The organism is Segatella copri, assembly GCF_949820605.1.
Lineage (GTDB): Bacteria > Bacteroidota > Bacteroidia > Bacteroidales > Bacteroidaceae > Prevotella.
This window is the reverse complement of the sequence record NZ_CATKVU010000006.1, coordinates 867393-888266: the sequence shown is the minus strand read 5'-3', so window position 1 is coordinate 888266 and position 20874 is coordinate 867393. Positions and strand designations below refer to the sequence as shown.

The following is a 20874-nucleotide window of genomic DNA, read 5'->3' as shown; positions in this document are numbered from 1 at the left end:
TGTCATATATTCATTGTTTATTAAGAGAGTTTCTTCCTAACAAGAACTACAAGCGGCTCTTTTCTTCATTGCCGGCTCCTGTGCCTTTGTACTTGCTGTTAACAGAGTTGAAACGATAGCTTATAGTTAGCTTAACAGCTTGCGAATCGCTATAGTTCCATTTATCGAGCAACATACTTGTACCATAGGTAAACATAGAGTTACGAGCTGTACAAAAGACATCCGTTGCCTGAAATTGAAAAGTCCATTGTTTAAACTTCTTTGTTATTCCCAAATTCAACTGAAAACTCGGCTTCAGGGTTGCTATCGTATTATCACCAGAAGTATGCCCTATCATATCAGCCGTCAGTATATAACCTTTTGAAATAGAGAAAGAATTAAACCAATTGGTCATCAACAACGGATTGTTCAACTTAAGCATTTGCCCATAATGAACCATTTCAAAATTCTGTCCCATCAATACCAAAGACAAGCGAGGAGACCAAATCCCTATACTTGGCGACAATGATAGAACTGCCGTATATGTATTCATGTGGGAACGATTGACATTCGTTAGAATGTTGAGCGGTTTACCTTCACCCGGCTGCAAATCTATCGTATTCACTATGAAGTCATTGATATGTTGAAAACTGAAATTTAAATATACCCATTTGTATAATCCTGCGAAGGTTATGTCATGGATAATTTCAGGCTTCAGAAGAGGATTTCCCTTTTCATAAGTGAAGACGTCATCATATTGCATATTGCTGCTCAATTCCTGATAAGACGGACGACGAGTCTTCATCGTATAATCCAACGAGAAATTGGCTTTGCCTATCGGAAATGATAAACTTGCATTCGGAAACAATTTATCATACCAACGACTTTGTCCATCAATCCAGATTCCTTTCTCATAATAATCAGAAACGGTATGTTCATACCTCAGACCTGCTTCTAAATCAATTTTTCCCAATGGAAGATAATAGGTCAAGAATCCAGCCAACTTATTTTCCCTGATATGGTCATCTGTAGAAGCTATTATCTGTTCCACATTGTTGTAAGTTTCCTTGCGGTCTGTATAGATAAACTCACCACCACCTTCTAGCTTTCCTTTCCCAACAGGATAAGACAGCGCCAATTTAGAAGCAGCCATTACATTGTCCGCCTTGTTTGTGCTGTTAACATTGCTTTCACCAGAAGCACTACTCTGCTCCTTAATATTCTGCACAGCCTTGTTCTGGCTAACAACCAAGTCATTATCAAAAACGACATTCCATTTTCCGAATTCTCCCCGATAATAAGCATTCACATAATGAGCAGGAGGCGTCTTGCGATTCCATTTCATATCATAAGATATGGATTCCAACTCTGTCCCATTCTTCATTACACGTTGATATGTAGGCCATGAAGCAGTACTATTGGGTAAAAAGTTTACATTATAAGTAGCACCTATGGAATGTTTCTCATTGAAGACATAATTGAAACCTATCTTTGTGGCAATTTGGGCTTTGCTTTTGGGGAATATCCCGATGTCGCTATGCATTTGCCACATTTCTCCATCTTTAATGACAGTCTTTTTATCTATCTGATGCTGATACCTTTGCGTCAAATCATGATAAAGACTTCCAAATATATCCAGTCCTCCTCTACGCCAGTTTAAATTACCGCCCTCAGACAAAGATGTAAAATGTCCCTGCCGAGCCATAGAAGTAAACCCACCGCTCAGTCCATCACCTTGTTTCTTATTCGTTCTAATCACAATGACAGCCTTTACCGTAGCATCATATTTTGCTCCAGGATTGTTGTTGAGAGTTACGGAGGCGATGTCTTTGGAACTTATTCTATCCAGTTCCCCCTCATCCGTCAACTTCCTTCCATTCACATATACCAATGCTTCACCCTTGCCATAAACACGATATTTTCCATCACTGCCATAAACACTCGGCACTTGCGCCATAACATCGTTGGCAGTACCAGCTTCGCTCAAAGGTGTTCCTTTCACCTGAGTAACAAGTCCTTCATTCGTCATCTCAAAGGTTTTACGATGTCCTTTCACAACCACCTTCTGCAGGTTCATTGTTGCCTCTTTCAGAGTTATTGTCCCTATCTTACCTATATTAAAGGTATTGCTTGCCGTAATATAGCCCACACAACTTACTCTTACTATTGCCTTTCTGGCTTCGCAGGGAATCACGAACTGGCCATTCTCATTCGTCACGCCACCATTTATCAATGAAGAATCACGAACATTCAGCAGGGCTACATTGGCGAAATCTACAGGGCGTTTCTTATTGTCGATGATGCGGCCTATCATCTTGGTGGGAATCTTCTGCGTACACTCTACCATGATATTATCCTCCACCTGCGTCATCCTGATGGGATAGAATCCAATCAGCTGCATGATGGCATCGGGAACACTCTGGTTTCGGATGCTCTTGGTTACCCTGAAATCTTCCAGTTCATCATACACAAAGTTGATGGTGTACTTATGCTGGCGGGCGTTCAAATCCTTCAACGCCGCAGAGAACGACACATTATTATATTGTCGGGTAATGCGCTGGGCATAAGACTGCTGAACCCAAAGCAACAGGAAGAGAAGCAGAAGCTCTCTGATAAGCTTGCCGCTAACGGGCATTGGTTTCCAAAAATCTCTCATAAATATATCCTCCTATCTTATTTCACCATCAATGTTCCGTCAATATACTCTATCTGTATGCGGTCGAAAGCATTCAAAATCTCCAGGTTCTGCTCCAAAGTCTTCGTCTTGTTCCAGTTGAAGAAGAGACGGATGTGCTGGGCACCGGCATCCACATACTCCACCTTGACATGATAGAAACCGGATAACTGAGCCAGGATGGTTCCCAATTCAGCATCATCAAACACCACCGGCTTCATATCAAGCGAATCCTTGTTCTCTGCTGTTGCAGCACGAAGACTGTCATTCGGCAGCGCCTGGGTTGTTGCCAGCTGTTCTGTCGCAGCCTTGTTATCCACTGTCTGATCAGAAGCCGGGAACCCCAACCAGCCATTGTGAATCGCAGCCAAGGCTACCCCCGAAAGGAAGATGATGCCGACGATGGATGCAGCAATCTTCATCCGGTTGCGATAAGCGCCTTTGGATTTGCCGGCATCTATCGCCATCTTATCCTCGAGATGTGCCTGAACAAACTCCTTCCAAGCCTCATCCACATCCACATTCTTCGGTTTGGCTTTCTTGCCAGCCATTCTCGCCATCGCCAGTTCATGGAAGAACTCCTTCACTTCCTCATCGGCAAACAGGCGTTCCACCTGCTCGTCGGTATATTTCTCGGGATGCTCCTGCATGTCAAAGAGCATCATCCGCTTTTCTTCTTTACTCATGTTTGTCATTGTCTTGCTCATTTAAATTGTTTCTTAATCCAGTCCATCGCCTTCGAGAGATGGTTGAATACCGTCACCTTGCTCACTCCCACTTCATCAGCCACCTCCTGATAAGATTTCTCCTGAAGATAGCGCAGACGGAAAATGAGTTGCCGGATAGGCGGTTCCAGGTCTTCGATGAGAAGCATCAGCCGGTCGAGTCGCTCGTCGGTCTCTTCAGAGAGAATCACGTCGGCATCATCCAGCAGCAGCTTCGCCACCCTTTCCTTCACGCTCTTACGAGCTATCAGGTTGAGACAGCGGTTGCGTACGCTCCGCATCAAGTAACCGTCCTCACTCCCAGGCACCAGAACCACATCATCGGCAAGAATCTGGGCGAATACTTCACTCACCACATCCTTGCTCTCGTCATCATCCGAAAGAATGCATCTGGCCAGATTGTACATCTTCGCATAATGCTGACGGAATAACTGTTCTATGTCCTTTTTTCTGTTCATATACTATCTATACAGTTGAGCCAAACGAAAAACTAAGCAAAACATCTACTTTTTTGTTTTTTCCTTTAAATCCGAATCGAAATCACCAAGAATCTCCCCGGATTGGAATGCAAAAGTACACAATCTATCGGAGATAGAAGACAAATGGTAAGGATAAATCGATTTTCAGTTGATTTATTTGTTCATTCCAACATTTTTTATTACTTTTGCCCACCAAATTACGAACAAGTAAATAAGATTGGTATAAAATAGGTATTACCAAGATAAAATAAAGAATAGATTAGATAAAGGAGAATAAGATTATGTCAACGATTATTTATCCATCACCGATATTCGGTCCGGTAAACTCCCGCCGTCTGGGAGTTTCATTGGGCATCAACCTCATGCCATCTGATGGCAAGGTCTGCTCATTCGACTGCGTTTATTGCGAATGCGGATTCAACGCCGACTTCCGTCCTAAGAAGAAGCGCCCTACCCGCGAGGAGGTAAGAGAAGGATTGGAGAAGGTTCTGAAAGAGCGCCACGACAACAGCCAGCCTCTGGATGACATCACCTTCGCCGGAAATGGTGAACCTACGGGACACCCAGACTTCAAGGGCATCGTGGAAGATACGATGGAACTCTGCAAGAAATATTTCCCTGAAGTACAGGTATCTGTACTCAGCAACGCCACCTATATATATAAGGAGGAAGTGAGAGAGGCGCTGATGCTCGTGGATAACAACATCCTGAAACTGGATACCGTGGATATGGATTACATCAAGAAGCTGGACCGCCCTCAGCAGCCTAACTACGACGTGCAGGATGTAATCAAATATCTGAAGATGTTCAAGGGGCACGTCATCATCCAGACCATGTTCCTGAGAGGTGACGGTTTGGACAATACCAGCGAGCATTTCGTAGCTCCTTGGCTGGAGGCAGTGAAAAACATCCAGCCTCAGCAGGTAATGGTTTATACCATCGCCCGCGAAACACCAGACAAGTTGCTGGAAAAGGCACCAAAGGAAGTACTCGATGCCATCAAGGACCGTGTAGAGGCACTGGGCATCAAGTGTACAGCCAGCTATTAAGAGATAATAAGGATAAGAAAGAAAAGCAAGTAGAAAAAAGAAAGAATGAAAGCGAAAAGTAATATCCTTATTATCAGCGACATGTGTGGCTACGGAAAGGTATCTGCCGCTGTTCAGATGCCTATCCTCTCTTATATGGGACTCGACGTGTTCAATCTGCCCACCATGCTCATCAGCAACACCTTCCCATACGGCAAGTACGCCATTCTGGAATGCACTTCGTATATCGAGGAAGCCTTGCAGAAGTGGAACGAACTGGGCATTCATTTCGATGCCATCACTACGGGTTTCATGGCTTCGGAGCGTCAGGCTAAGCTGGTGGCACGCTATTGCAGAGAACAGGCTGCACTGGGCACCGACATCTATGTGGATCCCGTGATGGGCGATTACGGCAAGCTCTATGGTGGAGCCAGTGAGAGTACCGTGAGATGCATGAAGGAGATGCTGAGCGTATCACATCTCTGTTTTCCCAACTATACCGAGGCTTGCCTGCTGACGGATTCGGAATACAAGGAAGAGGGAATCTCGGAGAAGGAAGCCTATGAACTGATAGATAAACTGAGAGCCATCGGTTCCCACTCCGTGCTCATCACCTCATGCATCGTAGAGGGTCAGCATGCCGTGGTAGGTTTCAATCATCTTACAGAAGAGTATTTCCTCCTGCCCTACGAAGAAATCCCTGTTCAGTTCCCGGGCACCGGCGACATCTTCTCCAGCATCATCGTGGGCAGACTGAAGGATGGCGATCATCTCCGCCATGCTACCCGCATCGCCATGGATACCCTGCGCAACTGGATAGACATCAACAAGAATGACAAGGACAAGAACCGAGGAATTCCGATAGAAAGGCATCTGGGGGACTTGTAAATCGGATTTCCGGGCATCCTTGCCTTGAACCTCGGCAGAGTCTCTTGGGCTAGTATAAAAACTAGCCTTCAAAGAAAACAATTGCACTTGATTATTTGCATATATCAAATAATAATTGTAAATTTGCGGTGGAAATATAAACTTCGATGATTATGGCAAAGGAAAGTATCTATCCCGTTGGGGTGCAAACCTTCAGCGACATCATAGAGGAAGGTATGGTCTATGTAGATAAAACCGCCCTCATTTACAATATGGCAAAGAAATACAAATATGTGTTTCTTAGCCGTCCACGCCGTTTTGGTAAGTCCCTGCTAAGCAGTACGCTGCGCTCTTACTTTGAAGGAAGGGAAGAGCTTTTCAAAGGACTCGCCATCGAAACTTTGGAGAAAGAATGGATAGAATATCCTGTACTCCATTTCGATCTGTCAACCTTCAAGAACTGCGATTTATCTCTCTTTCCTGAAAAATTCGACATGCAATTACGCAGGTTCGAAAAGCAATTCGGAATAGAAGATATGAGGAAAAGTGCCGGCAACAGATTAACCCAGCTCATAGAACAGGCAGAATCGATGACCGGCAGAAAAGTCGTTATCATTATTGACGAATACGATGCTCCTTTACTTGATGTATTGCATGATGAGACCAAACTGGAAGCTGTAAGAACTATCATGCAGGAGTTTTATGCGCCTATTAAAGCCAACAGTTCGCATATTCATTTTGCCTTTATCACGGGAATCACAAAATTCTCTCAACTCAGCATCTTCAGCACCATCAATAATCTTACCAACATCAGTATGGATCCGGAGTTTTCTACCATCTGCGGCATCACCAAGGATGAACTGGACACCGTTCTGAAAGAAGATATTGCTTTGCTGGCTAGCAAAAATCATGTATCATTCGAAAGAATGAGAGAATTGCTAAGAGAAAACTATGATGGTTACCACTTCAGCAGGGAAGGTGAAGATATCTTCAATCCGTACAGCCTCATGAGAAGTTTTGCGGCAGGATTCATCGACAACTACTGGTATGCTTCGGGTACATCAACCTACCTGATTCATCAGATGCAACATTTCCATACAGATGTCACAACACTTGACGATATGTTTGCCTTTTCCTCATCCTTCGACCGTCCTACGGAAAAGATGAGCGATGCCTTGCCTTTGCTCTACCAAAGCGGCTATCTTACCATCAAAAAGTATGACCCGCTGAGCAATGGATATTATCTAGGCATTCCAAACAAAGAGGTAAGGGCAGGATTAATGGAGAATCTCCTTCCCATCTATTCCGGCAAGAGCGATAGCCAGTCCTTAGGTTTTGCAGCACTCTTCTATCGTGACCTGCTAACGGGTAACATAGACCAAGCCATGGAGCAGATGAAGGCTTACTTTGCTTCTATTCCATACCCAGAGGGAGGAAAGAGCGTATTGGAGAATATGCAAAAGAGCGAATATTATTATGAGACTATTCTCTACATCGTTCTTTCAATGATGAATGTGGCAACCTATACACAAGTAAAAAGTTGCAGGGGAAGAGCTGATGCTGTAATGTTTGCTCCTTCAGCAATTTTTGTCTTTGAGATAAAGATCAACAAACCTGCCCAAGAGGCTTTGGCTCAAATAAACGAGAAAGGTTATATGATTCCTTACTCCGCAGATGAAAGAAAAATATATAAAATAGGTATCAGCTTCAGTACTCAAACCAGAACAGTAGAAGACTGGGAATTTGAAGAGGTAAAATAACCCTTCAATACTCCTACAATAAATATAAATGGAAAAGAAAGAAACAAATACACTCAGTATATTTCAGCGCCCGGTATGGGTAAGCCTGTTCGCCCTTACGGCTGCTATCTCGTGGGGATGGGCTTACCCATTGATAAAAATGGGAATGGAGGAATATCAGATTACAGCAGACATGACCGGAAGCAAGATGCTTTTTGCCGGCATCCGCTTCTTCATCTCCGGCATCATCATCCTTGCCATCGCCAGAAGCTCACACCGTGAATTCGGATTCAAGAAGAAAGCTGTTCAAGAGAATGTCTGGTTTCTTCTCCTCTATGCACTCCTCAACACTACCCTTCATTATGCCTTCTTCTATTTCGGACTCTCGCATAATGCAGGAGCACGTTCAGCGATACTCAATTCTATGAGCGTCTTCACGGTGGTTATCTTTGCCTGCATCTTCTTCAAGAGCGACAGGATGACGTGGCGAAAGGCATTGGGCTGCATCATCGGCTTCCTGGGCATCCTTGCCTTGAACCTTGGCGGAAAGGAAAGCGGAAGTTTCACATTCCTGGGCGATGGTATGATTATCCTCAATGCCCTGTGTGGAGCCAGTGCTTCCCTGCTGACCCGAGGATTGAGCAAGAGGGTGGATGTTTTCGTAGGAACCGGTTATTCGCTAAGCATCGGTGGAGCCTTGCTGGTGATTCCTGCATTGTTAATGGGTGGCTATCTGCCAGTCATCAGCCTCTGGGGCATCACGATTCTGCTGCTGCTCATTGCCATCTCAACCATCAGTTTCGCTCTCTACAACAAATTATTGAGCTGCAATCCCGTAGGAAAGGTAGCGATATACAATTCGCTCATCCCCGTAGTAGGAGCCATCACCTCCTGCCTCTGTCTGGGCGAAACCTTCTACTGGAAGTATCTGATAGCAGGCGCATTGGCTACTGCCGGAATTTATATCATCAATAAAGGGAAGAAATAAATTCCGGCTGTTGCCCATGCAACCCATATAGAAAGCAAAGCCAACTATTTCAAGATACCCGTTTCGCGCTCCTCATTGTTGATATTCCGCTGTATCTTACGGTAGTCCTTTCCCCGATTGATATTCCAGGCAACACCGATACGGAACAAATTACCTTCCGAATTGTCATAACCACGAACCTGCTTACGGAGCAAAGCGTTGACGATTTCTGCAGAATAGGATTTCGGATGAGCCATAAACGGATTATGCATATAGAGCGTAAAATCGAAATCACCTATATGATAACTGGCTGAGGCTGCCAATGAAGGAGGATTATGCCCGATGTTCTCTCCCTCCATAAAATTCCAACCGTTATCAGCATACAGTATCACAGTCCATTTTCCCCAATACCCCTGTAATGTTCCACCATAATTATAAGCGGTATAACAATGACTGTACTCATCGCCCTTATTGAAAAAACGGTAAATACCTGCGTTCACAGATAATATAAGGTGGTCGGGGATAATGTCAAACCGGGTATCATTCGTAAGATACAACATATTACAATGGGGCTGATTCATCTGGGAATAAAGAAACTGATCATTTTCCGTGCGGGTGTATTTCGCCAAATCACAATGACGATTGATGCGATAATTCAAGGTAAAATCAGTATTTATCCTTGGTTTACTGAAAGAGAATACCACCCAGTTTTCATATCTACTGTTAGGCTTAAGCGAAGGATTACCCACAGTCCATTCCATACTGTTCTTTCGAATACGGGTATCCGAAATCATAGCTATCTGCGAAATATGCTGTGATAATTCACTTCCCAAGCGGATCTGAAACGAAGATGTCAAGGAATAAGCCAATGTGAGTTTCGGACGACAAAGCCAAAAACTAAAATCCTCATCTCCCTGTCGATAAGACTGATTACTCAACCCAAAGCCAGCCACATAAGTTAAACGGGATGTTCCTTCCTTGAATTGTCCCAAACTTCCCTTGATTTGTGCAAAACCATAAATACCCAATGAACGGATACCATTCTCGCTAACCACATCACCCAAATACTGATTATCCATATATTTCCAGTTCAAGTTGGTTCCTGCAGAAAAAGTAAAGGGTTTCAACCGGTTTTCATAGATAGCCTCGGCTATGAGCGAATAGGTCTTTCCATCTACCTGATATTGATAGGGTTCGCCCTCACCTTCATAATAGGCTCCTTTGGTGTGAATATAAGTACCCAAAACATCTGCCGACAAAGACTGATGCTTGCCCAACTGATGATAGAAATACAAATCGAGAGCAGGAGTAAAATCCCTATCCTTGCTGGTTCTGTAAACAGGATACGCAGGCTTTCCAGATTCAGAAAACCACATCTCATTCGATGTATAAGGCTGATTGCTGAAATCCGTGGTAAGCGTTGTCTGGAATACATATAATGCAGAATCAGCCAGATTATACTTCAACTGCAATGTATTATCATAATTTCGAGTTGCCACATTCATGATTTTTCGAGATATCTGATACTCAGAACCATCATGTAGAAGATACTGAGCATCCTCATTATATTCGGATGCCTTATTATCCACATAAGTCTGCTCATATAAAATATTCAATTGGCTCTTGCCCCTATTGACAGATGCATAGACATCGTTCGAACCGATCTTGGTAGTTAGTGCATTGGTCAGGTTGAAGCCCAAACTGCCACCCGATGAAGCCCTGCGGGTATGAATATCTATCACGTATGCAATATTCTTTCCATATCTTACGCCAGGGCTATCGATATAATCTACACTCATAACAGAAGCTACATCCAGCATCTGCACGTCATGCATATTGGCGAGAATGCCATTGATACGAATCTGTACTTCTCCTTTATTATCGGTAGCAGAAATGGAACGGCCAGCCTCATCAACCCTGATATGAGGCAAAGCCAACTTTCCTAAAAGCGAAAAACCAGAAAAAGAACGCTGCTTCTGAATATCGCTTGGGAATATCAACTTACCATCTTCCTTGTTGACTACTCGTGCCGCCTTCACAACAACCTCTTGCAAGGCTATAGAATCATTCGATACCTTCTGGATCTCCTGGGCACGTATTTCTACACAAGAGATCAATGCCCACAGCATCACCATAGCTGTTAACAATTTACTTTTCTTCATTGTCATCATATACTTTTCTAAAACTTGTTTTCTGCTGCAAAGGTATCAAAAAGAGAAGACCGAAGCGAAAAATATGACTGACATGAGTCTGACATTTATCAATTAACGAATATTATATCTAGTTTTATTCCATCTTTCATAGAATTTCTGTACTTTTGCATTTGAATCTTTAAACAGTATATCATTTAAACAGAATAGATAATATGAAACTGAAAGCATATCATTCCATCCTCATCTTCGCCATCCTTGTGATGTCTGCGGCATTCTCCAGCGTGAGTAACTACCGCAAGGCTCAGTATGCCATTGTACAAGATATGAACAAAGCTTTGGCTCTGACTCTTCAGGAAAATAAATATCAATGGATTACGCCTGATACCATCCAGAGCTACCGCTCGCATCTCAGTATCGATTTGCTGAAATCAACCAGCAATCTCTGCTATGTGATGGAAGACAGAAGAAGAGGCAAAAACAATTCCCAGTTGGTAAATAGCGCCAACCTGCTCAGCAGCAAACAGATGCTCCTCAACGAGCATTCTATCCAAAGTTATGCTAACTGTTCGATGGCAGATGTTTTGAGTATGAGCAACCAGCGGACATCTTTGACGCTTACCCTCATGGCTATGATTTGGGCAATTGCATCGCTATACTATCATCGCAGAAAGCAACCCTGGAATCATGAGGCTGATATGTTCGGCACCATGTGCTATTCTCAAGACGAGGATTCCTTCTACAATCAGGAAAGCGGACAAGCCATCAAGTTTACTCCGATGCAGCACCAACTGATGCAACTCTTCTTCAACAATACGCATCATCAACTCTCCAAACAGGAGATTTGTGATGCTCTTTGGCCTAAGAAACCGGATGCCAGCGAAACGCTCTATACCTTGATTCGCCGTATCAAACCGGTGATTGAGCTGAATAGCAACCTCATGATTGAGTCGGAAAGAGGCAAGTCTTATCGACTGATTATCAGATAAGTTCAGAAATGTCAGCCAAATGTCATACTTATTATTTGGCAGTTTCTCATCTTCTTCATACCTTTGCAGCTATAATACAGAAGCAAAGATATGAAGAAGATTTTTTTGATAGCAGTTGTCTTGCTGATGATGATAAACTTCATCATCAACTATCATCATGAGGTTACGAAAGATCAGCATACACCGATGGCGGATTTCAAGACCAAGGTAGAGATGGCACCCATGAAGGAATACAATGATCCGGACTTCGGCTACGTTGTCAAATATCCTTGCTTCTTCCAGCAGGAGGATACTTCGGTATCGGGATACCAGGGCTATGCCCGCTTCTCATTCACCAATCATGCCAACATCATCCTGGAGAGTTACGTTACCCCCAACTATAGCAACACCCTCCAGGCTTGTGCCGATTCTCTAGCCCAGAAGCTTCATTCGGAGCGGACGATGCAGGCATCGAATAAGGCATTCATCCTCTCCGGTCCTATCTATGAAAACGGAGTAAGAGTAGATGGCTACAGTCATTACGATAAATTCATCAAAAGTGGCAGAATACTCTTCGTTTATTCCCTCACCTATCCCGACAGCTACAAGCCAGCCATGCCCCGACTGTTCAAACTCATAGACGACTGGAAGGTTTTAGGAGCATATTAATCTGCCTTGAAGTTATCCTCACGAGCCTCTTGGAATTGTATAAAAACAGCTTTCAAAGAAGATAAAAGCGCTTGATTATTTGCATATATCAAATAATAATTGTACATTTGCGGTGGAAATATAAACATCGAAGATTATGTCAATATTCAGTCGCCTCTTTGAAAGGAAAAACAATCTCACCGTAAGTTCTGACATCAAGAAGAAAGATGCCAGAAGCAGGAACATTGCCTTCGTGGATACCGAAGTGGGACTGAAAGACCATAAAATACACGACATCGGAGCATTGCGTTATGACGGAGCCAACTTCCACCAAGCATCACAGACGGCACTGAACAAGTTCCTGCAAGAAGGAAAGGTTGACTATATCTGCGGTCATAACCTCATTCATCACGATGCCCGCTATCTCCAACTCAACGGCATACTGATAGATACCCTCTATCTCTCCCCGCTCCTCTTCCCCAAGCGCCCTTACCATCATCTGGTAAAGGACGACAAACTGATGAGCGAGCAGATGAATAATCCAGTCAATGACTGCGAGAAAGCCAAGGAGCTTTTGATGGATGAAATCGCTGCATGGAATCAATTATCAGAAAGGAAGAGGAAAATCTTCACCTTGCTGCTCCAGCATGAAGAGGAATTCAGAGGATTCCTGATGTATGTGGGAGCCATCGAAAAGGATGATGCAATCAGAGACGTTTCTGAATTCATTCTTTCTGAATACAAGAATCATATTTGCGACCATGCCGATATTCCGGCTCTTGCAGCCCAGTCGCCTTGCGGCTTGGCATACGCCTTGGCTCTCATAGGCACAGACGATTACCAATCTGTTACCCCAGGTTGGGTACTCTTCCATTATCCCGAAGTAGAACATATCATCTATATGCTCTGCCATACCCAATGCACCGATGGCTGCGAGTATTGCAACCGCATGCTCGACATTCATCACAACCTGCAACAACTCTTTGGCTATGATGCCTTCCGTACCTATGATGGCGAACCGCTGCAGGAACAGGCATCGCAGGCAGCAGTGGATGGCAAGTCATTATTGGCTATATTTCCTACGGGTGGCGGCAAGTCGCTCACCTTCCAGTTGCCAGCCTTGATGGATGGCAGAACCATACATGGACTCACCGTGGTTATCTCGCCTCTGCAATCATTGATGAAAGACCAGGTAGATAACCTCGCAGACCGCGGCTTCACCGATGCCGTAACCATCAACGGTCTCCTCGACCCTATCTCCCGCTCCCTAGCCATCGAACGAGTGCAGAGCGGAGATGCCACCTTATTATATATAGCACCAGAGATGTTGCGCTCCAAAACCATCGAGCGCATCCTGATGGCACGGCATGTGGTGAGATTCGTCATTGATGAAGCTCACTGCTTCTCTGCATGGGGACAAGACTTCCGGGTGGATTACCTATACATCGGCAAATTTATCAAGGAATATCAGGAACGCAAGTTTGGCAAGGACGCCATAGCCCGTAATCATGCTCAGACCCTGATACCCGTATCTTGCTTTACCGCCACTGCAAAACAGAAGGTGGTGCAGGACATCTGCGACTATTTCAAGCATTGGCTGGGCACCGACCTCCAGCTCTTCGCCTCATCAGCCTCACGTACCAACCTGCACTATTCCGTTATCCACGTAGATAGTGACGGCAATAAATACAATCTCCTGCGCTCGTTGGTAGAGCAGGCTGATTGCCCTACCATCATCTACGTATCCCGCACCAAGCGAACCCGGGAACTCGCCCAAAAACTGACCCGTGACGGCATATCCACCCTGCCCTATAATGGCAAGATGGATGCCGATGAGAAGATACACAATCAGGATGCCTTCATGAGCGATAAGGTTAGAATCATCGTTGCCACCTCCGCCTTCGGTATGGGAGTAGATAAGAGCGATGTGGGGCTGGTTATCCACTACGACATCTCCGACTCTCTGGAGAACTATGTACAAGAGGCTGGACGTGCAGGAAGAGATCCACACCTCGATGCCAAATGCTATGTACTCTATAGCGATGAGGACTTGGACAAGCACTTCATCCTGCTCAACCAAACCAAGCTGAGCATCAGCGAGATACAACAGGTATGGAAAGCCATTAAGGATTTTACCAAGCAGCGCCCACATGTAAGTTGTTCGGCACTGGAGATAGCCCGTCAAGCCGGTTGGGACGACTCGGTATCCGACATAGAAACCCGTGTTCGCACCGCCCTTTCTGCTCTAGAACAGAGCGGATACATAGAGCGTGGCAACAATATTCCGCACGTCTATGCCACAGGCATCACCGTCAAGAACATGGACGAGGCAAGACTGCGCCTCACCGAATCACCCCTGTTCTCGGAAGATGAGATGAAGAATGCCATCCGCATCATCAAGTCGCTCATCACCCAGAAGCATATAGCCAAGGCACAGGATAGCGAGGCTGAATCCCGCATCGATTACCTCGCCGACATCTTAGGACTCAGCAAGCGAGACGTCATCTCTTCCGTTGACAGAATGCGACAGGAAGGCATCCTTGCCGATACCCGTGACATATCAGCCTATCTGCAAGACATCAGCGACAAGCAACGAAAGCCTCAGCAGATGCTGGAAAACTTCGCCAAACTGGAAAGATACATTCTGGAACATATCCCGGATGAATCGCTGCATATCACATACAAGCAACTCAATAACAATGCCGTACACGACGGCATCAACACTTCAACCGAAAAGAAAATCCGCACACTGCTATACTTCCTGGCAGTAAAGGGATATACGCACAAGAAGGAAGACGGCGTCTGCAATCTTATCGTGACAAGAGACAAGGACATAGAGACCATCATCAAGCGATTCGAAAGACGAATTGAGGTTTGTCGATTCATCATTGAAAGACTATACAGCCTGGCTGAAGAAAACAGTAAAACTATAACAGAAGAGAGCAACAATACCTCTTCTGAAGAAAAGAATCCTTCTGAAGAAAAAGGTTTAGGAAAAGCCTCTGGCGCAACAGACAATAGAAAAGAGAAGCCTCTTCAATTCTCGGTAGTTGAACTGCTGAACGATCTGAAATCCAACAACCAGTCACTCTTTTCCGACTTCTCTTCCCTACAGTTGGAAGACGTGGAGGAAGCCTTGCTCTATCTCTCCAAGATAGGAGCCATGAAGCTGGAAGGAGGATTCCTGGTACTCTACAATGCAATGGCAATTAAACGCATCAAGGAACCTCGCCTCCACTATAAGCAGGAGGATTACCGCATGCTCAATGAATTCTACAAGCAGAAGATTCAACAGATTCACATCGTGGGCGAATATGCCAACCTGATGGTAAGGGATTATGACGCCGCCCTGCAATATGTGCAGGATTATTTCCAGATGGACTACCACCGCTTCATCTCAAAATACTTCAAGGGCAACCGGGAGACTGAGATAGAGCGCAACGTAACACCTTCGAAGTATAAGAAACTCTTCGGAATGCTCTCCAAGAGACAGAAGGAAATCATCGACGACCACGAGTCTCGCTGCATCGTAGTCGCTGCCGGTCCCGGCAGCGGCAAGACACGTGTACTCGTACATAAGCTTGCCTCTCTCCTGCTGCTGGAAGATGTAAAGCACGAACAACTCCTGATGCTCACTTTCTCGCGTGCAGCCGCTACCGAGTTCAAGCAGCGACTGATGCAACTCATCGGCAATGCCGCCCATTTCGTAGAGATCAAGACCTTCCATTCTTACTGCTTCGACCTGCTAGGCAGAGTTGGCAATCTGGATGAGGCAGGAGATGTGGTTAAGCAAGCCGCCGAAATGATCAACAATGGAGAAGTGGAGCCCAATCGCATCAGCAAGACCGTGCTCGTGATCGATGAGGCGCAAGACATGAGCAAGGATGACTATGCCCTTGTCTCTGCTCTGATGAAAGCCAACGAAGAGATGAGGGTGATTGCCGTAGGAGATGATGACCAGAACATCTATGAGTTTAGAGGTTCCAACTCGCGGTATCTCTATGAACTGACCCAGACAGAGCACAGCCGTTTCATCGAGATGACGGAGAATTACCGCAGTCTTCGCCATATCGTGGATGCTGCCAACGACTTCGCCCGCAACATCCGCCAGCGAATCAAATCTACCCCTATCATCTCCATGAGTCAAGAAGATGGAGAGGTAAGAATCGTGAAGCATCCATACGAGATTCAGGAGAAAAAGGTTTATATGTATCAGCCTATCCTAGAAGATGTTACGCGATTACTAGGAAGTAACGCTTCAAAAGAAGCCGATGCATCTTCCCGCAAGAAGAACGAAACCATCAGTATCCTTACGCAGACCAATGAGGAGGCTGTCATCATGCTGGCTCTTCTTCACAGTCATGGCATCAAGGCCAAGCTGGTACAATCAATGGACGGCTTACGCTTCTGGAATCTGGCAGAGGTAAGATACTTTTTAAAGAAGATAGACCAAGGCATCAAGGAGACGAAATCCCCTATCATCCCTGATGATATTTGGGAAACAACCAAGCAGCTGACCTTCCAAAAGTATGCTACCAGCCAGGCATTGCCATATCTGCGCCGCAGCCTCCAGATATTTGAGCAGACCAATCGTGCCAAGTACTACAGCGACCTGAGGGAGTTCGTGTTCGAATCATCAGTAGAAGATTTCTGTGACATCTCGAAATCAGACATCGTGGTCAGCACCATCCACAAGGCAAAAGGCCATGAGTTCGACCATGTACTAATGCTCATTACCCATCCCGAACATCCTACAGATGACATACTGCGCCGATACTATGTGGGCATGACCCGTGCCAAGCGTACGCTTGCCATCCACACCAACGGCAATCTCTTCGACAGCCTGAAAAGTGCCCAGCATCTCTATGATGCCCAAGCCTACGATGAGCCCAACGAAATAGTGCTTCAGCTGTCACACAAGGATGTAAACCTGGGCTTCTCCAAGCCTCACAAAGACACTATCCTTTGCCTGAGAAGTGGTATGCCGTTAACCTACCACGACCATTGCCTCTGTCTCCCATCAACAGGCAGAGACATAGCCCAGGTCTCCATCAAGATGAAGGAGAAACTAGGCAAATGGGAGTTGAAAGGCTACAAGGTAACCGCTGCCCGAATCCGCTTCATCGTGGCATGGAAGTCAAAGGATGCACCGAGGGATGAGAAGGAATCCGCCATCGTGCTCGCAGATTTGGTGATGAAAAAATAAGGTAAATTCATAAAAAATCGTTCATTTACTTGGTTATAACAAGAAAAAGCACTATCTTTGTAGCGTTGATTCCCGGTAGCCTCTGATTCGTCAAGCTATCGGGTCTTGTTTTTTATACGATTCTTGCCTACCAAGATACATCTTTTTTGCTATTACGATAATGCCACATTACATAATTACAGAAAATTAATTGTAAAAAGTTATTAAAACTCCTTGCTGTTTCGTATTATTATTGTATTTTTGCAACATATATTAATATTGATAGATATGGAGAAGAAACAAATCATAGAAGCAATGCACAATAGATTGCATGAGATTGATCCTCATGCAAAAGCCATTTTGTTTGGTTCCCGCGCTAGAGGTACAGAACATGAAGGAAGTGATTGGGATGTATTGATTCTTCTAGACAAACCAAAAGTTACGCTTCAAGATTACGATAAGTATTCTTATCCACTAAGAGAATTAGGCTGGGATATTGATGAAATCATCAACCCTATACTTTTCTCCCAAAAAGAATGGGAGGAGAACCATTATACATTATTCAATCATAACGTAAATAAGGAAGGAATTACAATATGATAAAGGGACAACTTACAGACGCTGCCAGAACCGAAATTGTAAAATATAGACTAGAAAAAGCATATCGAACATATAATGAAGCTGTCGGTTCTATAAAAAATGGTTATGTCGAAACTGCAGCCAATCGTTTATACTATGCAGCTTACTATGCAGTTTCTGCTTTACTCATTTCTTATAAGTATGAAGCTAGCACTCATAATGGCGTAATCCAAATGTTTGGAAAAGTCTTTTTGAGGAACAACATCATTGACAAAAAGTATGGCAAGACTTTCAATCAGCTTTTCTCCTTACGATTAACTGGCGACTATGAAGATCGTCATATTCTTGATATGGAAACAGAGGTACTTCCATTGGTTGAGCCAGCTAAGGAATTAATAGATTTAGTGTCAGAAATGGCTAAAAAGCAATTAAAAGAATTAACATTATAGAAACATCCTTCAGTAATTTCATTGAACATTCAAAGTATCAAAGAGTTTTGCTGAAGGATGTTTTCAATAACAAACTATTTATTTTGTCTCATTATCCAATGTCCCCAACAATCAGCAATCAACTTGGCCAATGTTTTTATGAATAACGTAAAGAACAATGAACAAATTGCAGTCAGCAAATAGACCCGAACTGACTGAATTCCTGATGTTTCAACAAATTGACAATAAGTCTTCAAGCCTTTAAAAGAAATTTGTGTAACGTTAAAGTTTAATAATGGCAAAATAGGAATGAGGAAGATATCATATAGTATTTCCTCATTTCTATTCCTTTATTTATCATTGTTTGTCTGAATGAACTCAGAAATCATATCTTTTATCGTTCTCTCTGCTCTATCTATTCCAACCAACTCTATCAACCTATTATAATCTTCTATTTCATTGTCTGTAAACGTGACTATTATCTGCCTCTCTTTTCGTCCAGCAATGTGAGTATACTCTTCTGGATATGCCCAAAAACAACTTTTACAAAAGTTCACGTCATGCAAATTCCAATTTGAGCAATGCTCACAAGTCCATGATTTTGCCCGATTAGCTGAAGGACTTAACAACATATAGCAATCTATATCATTCCCTTCATTTTCGCCGCCAATTTCATAAGGTATTCTATGATCCACCTGAAGCAAACCTTCCGGCATTGGCTGTAAATAAACGAAACAAATAGCCCCATATTTTTCTACCAACGCCTTCTTCAAAGCTTTCGAAAGAGCTGTTCTACCAGCTTTTTTAGACACTTTATCATCTAAAAAAACTGGTTTACCAAATTTATATGCCGCTATATTTCGTCCATCCGAACTTTTTACTTTGTATGTCAATAGATTCACCCCTCTCTCACGAACATCTCTTGCGGCACGTGGAGGATGCTCATAGCCATACTTTTCTTTTAAATCCTCTGTTGTTATAAAGCCATATTTCAGGATATGCTGAATTACTATTGAAGGACGTTTATCTGTTATTGCATTTAATTTATCCAGAACTGATTTTGAAAGTTTCATACTACTTCATTAAACAAAAGTTGTTGCTCACTAACTACATAATTTTTCTCGTGTAGATTACGACTCAAATACAAAGCCTCATAAGTCGTCTCTTTTCGTCCAAGTAAAATTGCTTGACTTGACAAACCTGCATTCAATAAGACTTTTCGTAAGCCCAATGTTTCTGGTAAATCTTCGCCATATTGCTTATCACCGCATAAGCCATCATAGCTAATCGCAAAATCTACACCACGAGCATTTAAATCAGCAATAGCCTCGACAAATTCCGAAAAATTAATACCCGAAAAATAACGATTATCACGAGAATTACATACACCTTGATAAGGCGGATCCATATAAACCAAATCTCCAGGCACAGCTTGCTCTAACACTTTTCGATAATCCATTGATGTAAATTCAGCCTTACCCTTCAACATTGCAGAAATCTGATAAATATTTTTCGCTAATGTCAAAGGAGAAGTTCCTTTCCTTCTTTTATCAGGGGATTGATTAAACATCCCTGCGCTGCTATATCTCACAGAACCTTTCACGCATCTGGCCAATAAATATAGCATATTAGCAGCCGTTTTATTTCCTTGATTAAACTCTTCTCTAACTTTATAAAAATGTGCAACACTACCTTCATTAAACGACAATTGCTCTTTCCATACTTTTTCATATTCTGCGATTAGTATATCTGGAGTTTCAACTGCCTCTCTCAATATTTCTACCAGAGGTGTATTCAAATCATTTAAATAATATTTCTGTGCTCTATGTTGCTGAGCAACAGCCATTGTTATAGCAGCCATACCCGAAAATGGTTCTATAAGCCGCGCAAAGCGATGAGGAAAATACTCAAGAATCTTAGAAGCTAAAATTCGTTTTGAGCCTTGATATTGTACTATGTGAGGAACCGTTTTTGCCATAATGTTCAAATATTACTTTATAAAAAGAAATGGCATTTGCCAAATCCAAGGGCAAAGGTACAATAAAATATTGAAATAACCATACTTTTCATGTTAAAAGTTACGCTATATCATACATTTTCCATCGCTACTAACGCTCACACGGCATCGCTACTACCGATTAACCTCCACTGATAATACCAACAAAGACCAGACACCATTACCAAAAAGGCCGCCCAACACCTGATTGGCGTGTGCACAACACGTGATGTGCGTGTGCATATCAGCTGTTATGCGAGCGCACAACAGCTGTTGGGCGGTCAACGAATCAATATATCTCAAAGACATAACCTTATCTCTACGACAACTTCTATAGTATCTTTTAAGGACTTCCATTGCATGTTTCAACCGCTTCCAACGTATCTTTCAACTGCTATTGATATATCTTTCACCTTCTATCATTATATTTCCGCCCAAACATTCGTTATTATCAGAAGAAAT

Annotated in this window: 15 protein-coding genes; 9 read left to right on the top strand and 6 right to left on the bottom strand. The window is 43.5% G+C overall.

Features of this window, described 5'->3' with window-relative positions; translation table 11 throughout:
* Positions 1–46: 46 nt before the first annotated feature.
* Genes RCO84_RS04700 through RCO84_RS04690 form a run of 3 tightly spaced genes read right to left on the bottom strand, consistent with a single transcriptional unit; the run spans position 47 to position 3836 of the window.
* Positions 47–2635 carry a TonB-dependent receptor family protein gene (locus RCO84_RS04700; RefSeq protein ID WP_317584116.1) on the bottom strand — a complete coding sequence of 863 codons (2589 nt, stop codon included), beginning with the start codon at positions 2633–2635 and terminating at the stop codon, positions 47–49.
* Positions 2636–2652: 17 nt separating this feature from the next.
* Positions 2653–3339, bottom strand: a complete 687-nt coding sequence (locus RCO84_RS04695) for a DUF4974 domain-containing protein (protein ID WP_317584114.1) — start codon at positions 3337–3339, stop codon at positions 2653–2655.
* 17 nt (positions 3340–3356) lie between these two features.
* Positions 3357–3836, bottom strand: coding sequence for a sigma-70 family RNA polymerase sigma factor (locus tag RCO84_RS04690; protein ID WP_317584112.1), 480 nt, complete (start codon positions 3834–3836; stop codon positions 3357–3359).
* A gap of 302 nt (positions 3837–4138) precedes the next feature.
* Here RCO84_RS04690 and RCO84_RS04685 point away from each other — a divergent pair, with 302 nt between their 5' ends.
* The 4 genes from RCO84_RS04685 to RCO84_RS04670 all read left to right on the top strand — a co-directional run bounded on the left by RCO84_RS04685 (position 4139) and on the right by RCO84_RS04670 (position 8479).
* A complete protein-coding gene (locus RCO84_RS04685; RefSeq protein WP_317584110.1) occupies positions 4139–4906 on the top strand; it encodes a radical SAM protein in 768 nt (255 codons plus the stop codon).
* Positions 4907–4951: 45 nt separating this feature from the next.
* A complete protein-coding gene (locus RCO84_RS04680; protein WP_299333353.1) occupies positions 4952–5773 on the top strand; it encodes a bifunctional hydroxymethylpyrimidine kinase/phosphomethylpyrimidine kinase in 822 nt (273 codons plus the stop codon).
* 152 nt (positions 5774–5925) lie between these two features.
* Entirely contained in the window at positions 5926–7512 is a 1587-nt protein-coding gene (locus tag RCO84_RS04675) for an ATP-binding protein (protein ID WP_317573714.1), read from the top strand.
* Between the two features lie 28 nt (positions 7513–7540).
* Complete coding sequence (locus RCO84_RS04670) at positions 7541–8479, top strand: DMT family transporter (RefSeq protein ID WP_218456733.1); 939 nt, start codon at positions 7541–7543, stop codon at positions 8477–8479.
* A 44-nt stretch (positions 8480–8523) separates the two neighbouring features.
* Here the strand turns inward: RCO84_RS04670 and RCO84_RS04665 are convergent, their stop codons facing one another.
* Positions 8524–10620 (bottom strand): hypothetical protein, encoded by a 2097-nt coding sequence (locus RCO84_RS04665; protein WP_317584107.1) that lies wholly within the window; start codon positions 10618–10620, stop codon positions 8524–8526.
* Between the two features lie 203 nt (positions 10621–10823).
* On the opposite strand from RCO84_RS04665, the gene RCO84_RS04660 reads away from it, so the two are divergent.
* From RCO84_RS04660 to RCO84_RS04640, 5 genes are all read left to right on the top strand, one after another.
* A complete protein-coding gene (locus RCO84_RS04660; protein WP_260849692.1) occupies positions 10824–11597 on the top strand; it encodes a winged helix-turn-helix domain-containing protein in 774 nt (257 codons plus the stop codon).
* A 90-nt stretch (positions 11598–11687) separates the two neighbouring features.
* The gene (locus tag RCO84_RS04655) at positions 11688–12245 is read left to right on the top strand and encodes a hypothetical protein (RefSeq protein WP_317584105.1); all 558 of its coding nucleotides are present in this window, start codon (positions 11688–11690) and stop codon (positions 12243–12245) included.
* 136 nt (positions 12246–12381) lie between these two features.
* Complete coding sequence (locus RCO84_RS04650) at positions 12382–17430, top strand: RecQ family ATP-dependent DNA helicase (RefSeq protein ID WP_317584103.1); 5049 nt, start codon at positions 12382–12384, stop codon at positions 17428–17430.
* A 267-nt stretch (positions 17431–17697) separates the two neighbouring features.
* Positions 17698–18009 carry a nucleotidyltransferase domain-containing protein gene (locus RCO84_RS04645; RefSeq protein WP_153113999.1) on the top strand — a complete coding sequence of 104 codons (312 nt, stop codon included), beginning with the start codon at positions 17698–17700 and terminating at the stop codon, positions 18007–18009.
* A complete protein-coding gene (locus tag RCO84_RS04640; protein WP_317584101.1) occupies positions 18006–18437 on the top strand; it encodes a HEPN domain-containing protein in 432 nt (143 codons plus the stop codon). The genes RCO84_RS04645 and RCO84_RS04640 overlap by 4 nt, the downstream gene beginning before the upstream one ends.
* A gap of 329 nt (positions 18438–18766) precedes the next feature.
* On the opposite strand, the gene RCO84_RS04635 is transcribed toward RCO84_RS04640, so the two are convergent.
* Positions 18767–19489, bottom strand: coding sequence for an HNH endonuclease (locus RCO84_RS04635; RefSeq protein WP_118255720.1), 723 nt, complete (start codon positions 19487–19489; stop codon positions 18767–18769).
* The gene (locus RCO84_RS04630; protein ID WP_317584099.1) at positions 19486–20394 is read right to left on the bottom strand and encodes a DNA adenine methylase; all 909 of its coding nucleotides are present in this window, start codon (positions 20392–20394) and stop codon (positions 19486–19488) included. Before RCO84_RS04630 ends, RCO84_RS04635 begins: the two co-directional genes overlap by 4 nt.
* Between the last annotated feature and the right edge of the window lie 480 nt (positions 20395–20874).